Origin of the sequence: Okeania hirsuta, assembly GCF_003838195.1 — a bacterium.
Taxonomy (GTDB): Bacteria; Cyanobacteriota; Cyanobacteriia; order Cyanobacteriales; family Microcoleaceae; genus Okeania; species Okeania hirsuta.
In genome coordinates this window covers 1-5,379 of record NZ_RCBY01000356.1, presented here as the reverse complement: position 1 = coordinate 5,379, position 5,379 = coordinate 1, and the positions used below count along the sequence as shown (strand labels likewise).

Sequence of the window (5,379 nt, the reverse complement as noted above, 5' to 3'; positions counted from 1 at the left end):
AATTTTGAACACCGTGTAGACGGTGGGGTATTAAACCCACAAAGAAAATGATAAAAATGAAACACTTTTTAGATTGAAAGTCTTTTAAGGCAAGAAATGCTTGTCTCAATCTAAACTTAAATGAGTATATATTTTGTTTGCCATATAGTATTAAACATATTTATGAAGATAGTCAAGAAGATCAATCCACAAATTTTAAGTATAGCAAGTAATATAATATAAAAGTAGCAAAGATTCACAAGGATGTGGTCAAGAAAGTATTTTGCTCTCTGAATAATTATGCATAGTTCTATATTGTGATAACAAGACAGCTCTTAACTAGGGAAAATCAGGGGTAATAAATAGTTTTTGGTATCCTTCTCCCGCAGAAAAAAAATGTAACTCTGTTCAAGAAAATTTCGAGGCATGTGGAATGCCGATATTATTTCACAAAGAAGGAAAAAAATGGTGAAGATTCTCTTAGTTGAAGACAATGAAATGAACCGGGACATGTTGTCTAGGCGTCTAACGCGTAGAGGTTTTGAGGTAATTATTGCTGTTGATGGAATTGAAGGTGTCGAGATGTCTAAATCAAAATTACCAGATTTAATTTTAATGGATATGAGTTTGCCAGTTTTAGATGGGTGGCAAGCAGCAAAAAAAATTAAAGATAACTCAGAAACTAGCCATATTCCCATAATAGCAATGACCGCCCATGCTATGGCAGGAGACCGAGAAAAATGTATTGCTGCTGGATGCAATGATTATGATACAAAACCAGTAGAACTTCCCAGATTATTAGACAAGATCAAAAATCTTACAGGTAAAGAACCAAGGAAATGAAGCATGGCCAGGGAAAGATACTGGTTGTAGATGATAATCAAGTCAACCGAGAGCTTTTAGTACGACGACTTAAACGAGAAAGGCATTTAGTCACTGCTGCGATTAATGGGTTTCAAGCTCTAGAAATAATACAGTCCCAACCGTTTGACTTGGTACTACTAGATATTATGATGCCACAAATGAACGGTTATGAAGTCCTCGAAACTCTTAAGTCTGACCCTAAACTACGGCATATCCCAGTAATTATGATTTCAGCAGTGGACGATATTGATAGTATAGTCCGTTGTATCGAATTGGGAGCAGAAGATTATTTGTCCAAGCCTTTTAACCCTACACTGCTAAAGGCGAGAATTAATGCTTGTTTAGAGAAGAAAACATTTCGGGACCAGGAACGGGCCTATTTAAAGGAATTGGCTGAGGAAAAACAAAAGTCAGAAAGGTTGCTATTAAATATTTTACCTGAAGCAATTGCCCAACGCTTAAAGCAGGGAGAGGAAACTATCGCCGATAGCTTTAATGAAGTAACAGTTTTATTTGCAGATTTGGTAGGGTTTACCAAAATATCGGCCAACTTATCTCCCGCCGAACTGGTAGAGTTACTCAATAGTATTTTTTCTGCTTTTGATGAATTGGCGGACAAGTATGGACTAGAGAAAATCAAAACTATTGGTGATGCCTACATGATAGTGGGTGGACTACCAGTTCCAAAAGAGGACCATGCAGAGGCGATCGCAGATATAGCCCTTGAAATGTTAACCAAAATCCAGGAGATTTCTACAAAAGAAGGTAAGTCTTTGCAAGTTCGTATTGGTATTAATACAGGAGCAGTAGAAGCAGGAGTTATTGGGACAAAAAAAATTGCCTATGACCTTTGGGGCGATACAGTAAATACAGCCCACCGGATGGAGTCTCACGGTATACCTGGTGTGATTCAAGTTGCCCAGGCCACTTATGATTGTTTAGCTGACAAATACAGATTTAAGGAACGAGGAGTAATTGATATTAAGGGTAAGGGTAATATGAGGACTTATATACTTCTGGGTAGAAAGGAGTGAAATAGTTCAACAATATTTTCTTGAGATGGGAAGATGGGGAGATGGGGAGATGGGGAGATGGGGTGATGGATAGTAGTAAAAACATAAATAATTAACACACTACTAGTGCAGGATGGCGGAAATAACTGACCAGTTACAAAATCCTAAAACAATTACAAATAAATACTTTTGAGTTTTAACTTTTGACTGTCAGATATGCGTCTTACATTCTGAGGAAACCTCAGAATTACGCACTCGCTTTTAACTTCCGCGTAGTGGCACTAGCTAATAATTATTCAAAAGTTTATTCAAGCTATATTAATTATTTAATAATTGAAGTTTAATCTAGAGTGTAGCATTAATGCATGATAATTGTTATGCATTGGCAATTAATGTTGACAGTAGTTTGTGACTTTTAGGTATACCATTCGAAGGAAAGGTTAGGACAGATCGACAACTTAAAACTCAGACAACGTAGGATTTTTACTTCTTCCTTATTTTTTCTTCCTTCTTCCTTCTGCTATAACAGGAAACAGAAATTAAAATTAAGCTTTACTTTCTGACTATTTAAGAAATACTATAGCAATCCTAAATAGGTCGTGACAAATCAAAAAGTAAATAAAAAAACTGAAACTCTTACCTGTTCCCAGTTAAGTATTCCCAGTTAAGTGTTCCCAGTTAAGTGTTCCCTAAAAAGCAGTAAGATTTTTGACACGAATAAAATAGGATTGCTATATCAAAAATTGAGCAGCTTACTAATTAGCGACTAATTACTATAAAATATAATTGTCAACCAAAAAATAAACTAGAAAAAATGTTATCAACTACAGAAATACTGATTGGTGCTAAATGGTTTGGTATTGCTACTATTGGATTTTTTATTCTGACAATTATTGGCTTTATTTCCAAATGGGGATTTAGATTTAGATTAGTCGGAGTAACAGGTTTTATGGGGGTGTTAACTGCTGGTTTATTTGGTTTAAGTTTAGGATTATTTACTCGTGTAGAAATTCCGGGAGCAGTTCCATATTCATTGGTTTATGATAATGGCGCAACTCAAACGGTAATAGCTGTTCCTAATACTATTACAGAGTCAGAATTAACAGCAACAATAAAGCAAGCTGCTGGAGATTTATTTTCTCCTGGTCGCCTGGGTGGAAGTGGTCAATTAACTATTAGAATTAGAACAATTATTCATCCTGAAGCGGGAGTTTCAGAACCGCTTTATTTAGGGGAAGTAAAACGTTCTCTTTCTCAACGGGAAGATGAAAATCTAGATATTAAAATATTTCCAGAAATTTTGGCAAAGTTGGAAAGTTATGGCGCTGCGCGCAGGCAATAGGCAACAGCGGTGCGACCCCGCGACGACGCCAGTCGCAAGGGAATGCGCACCAAGAGAGGCAACAGGCAACAGGGGGAATAAAAAGCTTATCATATAATACTTTTAGCTATTGGACACCTCCTGCAATTTGTAAATATGCCAGCGCACATTGCTATATCAGAGTCAAAATTTGGAAAGTGAGAGTTAAAAAGTAGGGGAGTGCGGGGAGAAGTAAAAACATTAATAATTAACACACTACTAACTAATAATTATTAAAAAGGTTATTCAACCACAGTTGTCAATCAATGTTGGGGAAAATGCTGTCTAAAACTTAACAGTCTAAGGAAAGGTTAGGACAGATAGACAGCTTAAAACTCAGATAACGTAATACCCTTTCAAGGAAGTTAACGGAAGGTATAACTCAAAAGTCAAAAGTAAGATTTGATCAGCTCAAAACTTTAATTATGCAGTAATTTCATAAAATTATTTAACATTTAAAGTTTGAAACTATTTGTGAAATATTTAAAGTGAATTTGATATAAGATTTTTCCCTCTTCCCTCTTCCCTCTTCCCTCTTCCCTCTTCTTTCTTCCTTCTTCCCTCTTCCCTCTTCCTTCTTCTTTCTGCTAATTTAAGGAGATTTTTAACAGATGGTAAAACAGGGAGATTTATTAAAAAGATTATTCAATGCTTTTAAGCCTTTTGAACCTTTGAAACCTGGTAGTCCTGTATATGTTGATTGTCGGGAAGTTCGTGGGGATGGAGATGTTATTATAGACTTAGCTGAAAATATTAAATTATCTGATAATAATACCTATCAACTTTATGCCGGACATCGAGGTGCAGGTAAATCAACGGAACTTTTACGATTGAAAGAACACCTGGAAAATAACGGATATTTTATTGTTTATTTCGCTGCTGATGAACAGGATATTAATCCAGAAGATACAGAATATGCTGATATTTTGTTGGCTTGTACAAGACACTTATTAGAACATTTGAAACAGGCTAATCCTCAGCCTTTACTTGATTGGTTAAAAGGGCGGTGGGGAGATTTAAAAGATTTAGCAAATACGGAAATATCTTTGGAAAGTTTGGCAGTTCAATCACAAATTAGTCAGTACGCTAAACTTACAGCAAATATTAGAGCGGAACCAACATTAAGGAGAAAAATTAGAGACAAAATTAATCCTTATACTGAAAGTTTAATTGAGGCTCTGAATAGTTTTATTCGTGATGGTAAAAAGAAACTTGGTTCTGGTTCGGAGCTGGTAATAATTGCTGATAGTTTAGACCGAATTGTACCAATTGTTCAGCCGGACGGACGTAGCAATCATGATGAAATTTTTGTAGACCGCAGCGCTCAATTGAAGGGGTTAGATTGTCATACAATTTATACAATTCCTATTTCAATGGTCTATTCTAATCAGGCGCCAAATCTCAAAATTGAATATGACGATCCACAGGTTTTACCAATGATTATGGTGGAGACTCCAGAGGGGAAAGTTTACGATTTGGGAGTCGCTAAAATTAGGGAAATTATTGATAGACGAGTTAGTAAAGTTAATCCAGATTTATCTTTAGAAACGGATGTATTTGAAAGTCGAGAAGTTTTAGATAGATTTTGTTTAATGAGTGGGGGTCATGTCCGGGATTTAATGTTATTAATGCAAAGTGTAATTAAACGTGCCGGGGGTAAATTACCGATTTCTGCCAAAGTAGTACAAAGAGCTATTACGGAGGCAAGACTTCCTTATAAAAGATCGGTTCAACAAGAAGAATGGCAAATATTAGTTAATGTTTTTCGTTCTAAAAGTATATTAAATAATCAGCAACACCGGGATTTATTGTTTAATCGTTGTTTGCTGGAATATACTTTCTTAGATGAAGAGGGAGAAAAGCAAACTTGGTATGATGTTCATCCTTTGATTAAAGGTGTTCGTGAATTTAAGGAGTTGTTAGAATGAAGCTTTAAAGAAGTCAGAAGTCAGATTTAGATCCCCCCTAACCCCCCTTAATAAGGGGGGAACTGCTTATGCTTAAAAAAGGTGGAATTGCTTAATAAGGGGGCAGTTTCAAAGTCCCCCTTTTCAAGGGGGATTTAGGGGGATCATAAATGTACTTCATTTTTATGAGAAATGCGATACTCAAATAAATTAATTTTTACCCACCAGAGCATTTTTCATCACAGGATTTCTCGAA

4 protein-coding genes are annotated in these 5,379 nt (G+C 35.9%); all 4 read left to right on the top strand.

What is annotated here, in order from left to right:
• Positions 1-444: 444 nt before the first annotated feature.
• On the top strand, positions 445-822 hold the full coding sequence (locus tag D5R40_RS30020; protein WP_124145811.1) for a response regulator: 378 nt from the start codon (positions 445-447) through the stop codon (positions 820-822).
• Positions 819-1,877 (top strand): adenylate/guanylate cyclase domain-containing protein, encoded by a 1,059-nt coding sequence (locus D5R40_RS30015; protein ID WP_124155655.1) that lies wholly within the window; start codon positions 819-821, stop codon positions 1,875-1,877. The genes D5R40_RS30020 and D5R40_RS30015 overlap by 4 nt, the downstream gene beginning before the upstream one ends.
• Positions 1,878-2,670: 793 nt before the next feature.
• Entirely contained in the window at positions 2,671-3,198 is a 528-nt protein-coding gene (locus D5R40_RS30010) for a Ycf51 family protein (protein ID WP_124155654.1), read from the top strand.
• Between the two features lie 629 nt (positions 3,199-3,827).
• Complete coding sequence (locus D5R40_RS30005; protein WP_124155653.1) at positions 3,828-5,144, top strand: AAA family ATPase; 1,317 nt, start codon at positions 3,828-3,830, stop codon at positions 5,142-5,144.
• Positions 5,145-5,379: the final 235 nt, after the last annotated feature.

Excerpts from the sequence above, each read along its gene's own strand:
- D5R40_RS30020 (WP_124145811.1), top strand. The coding sequence starts at position 445 with ATGGTGAAGATTCTCTTAGTTGAAGACAATGAAATGAACCGGGACATG.
- D5R40_RS30015 (WP_124155655.1), top strand. The coding sequence starts at position 819 with ATGAAGCATGGCCAGGGAAAGATACTGGTTGTAGATGATAATCAAGTC.
- D5R40_RS30010 (WP_124155654.1), top strand. The coding sequence starts at position 2,671 with ATGTTATCAACTACAGAAATACTGATTGGTGCTAAATGGTTTGGTATT.
- D5R40_RS30005 (WP_124155653.1), top strand. The coding sequence starts at position 3,828 with ATGGTAAAACAGGGAGATTTATTAAAAAGATTATTCAATGCTTTTAAG.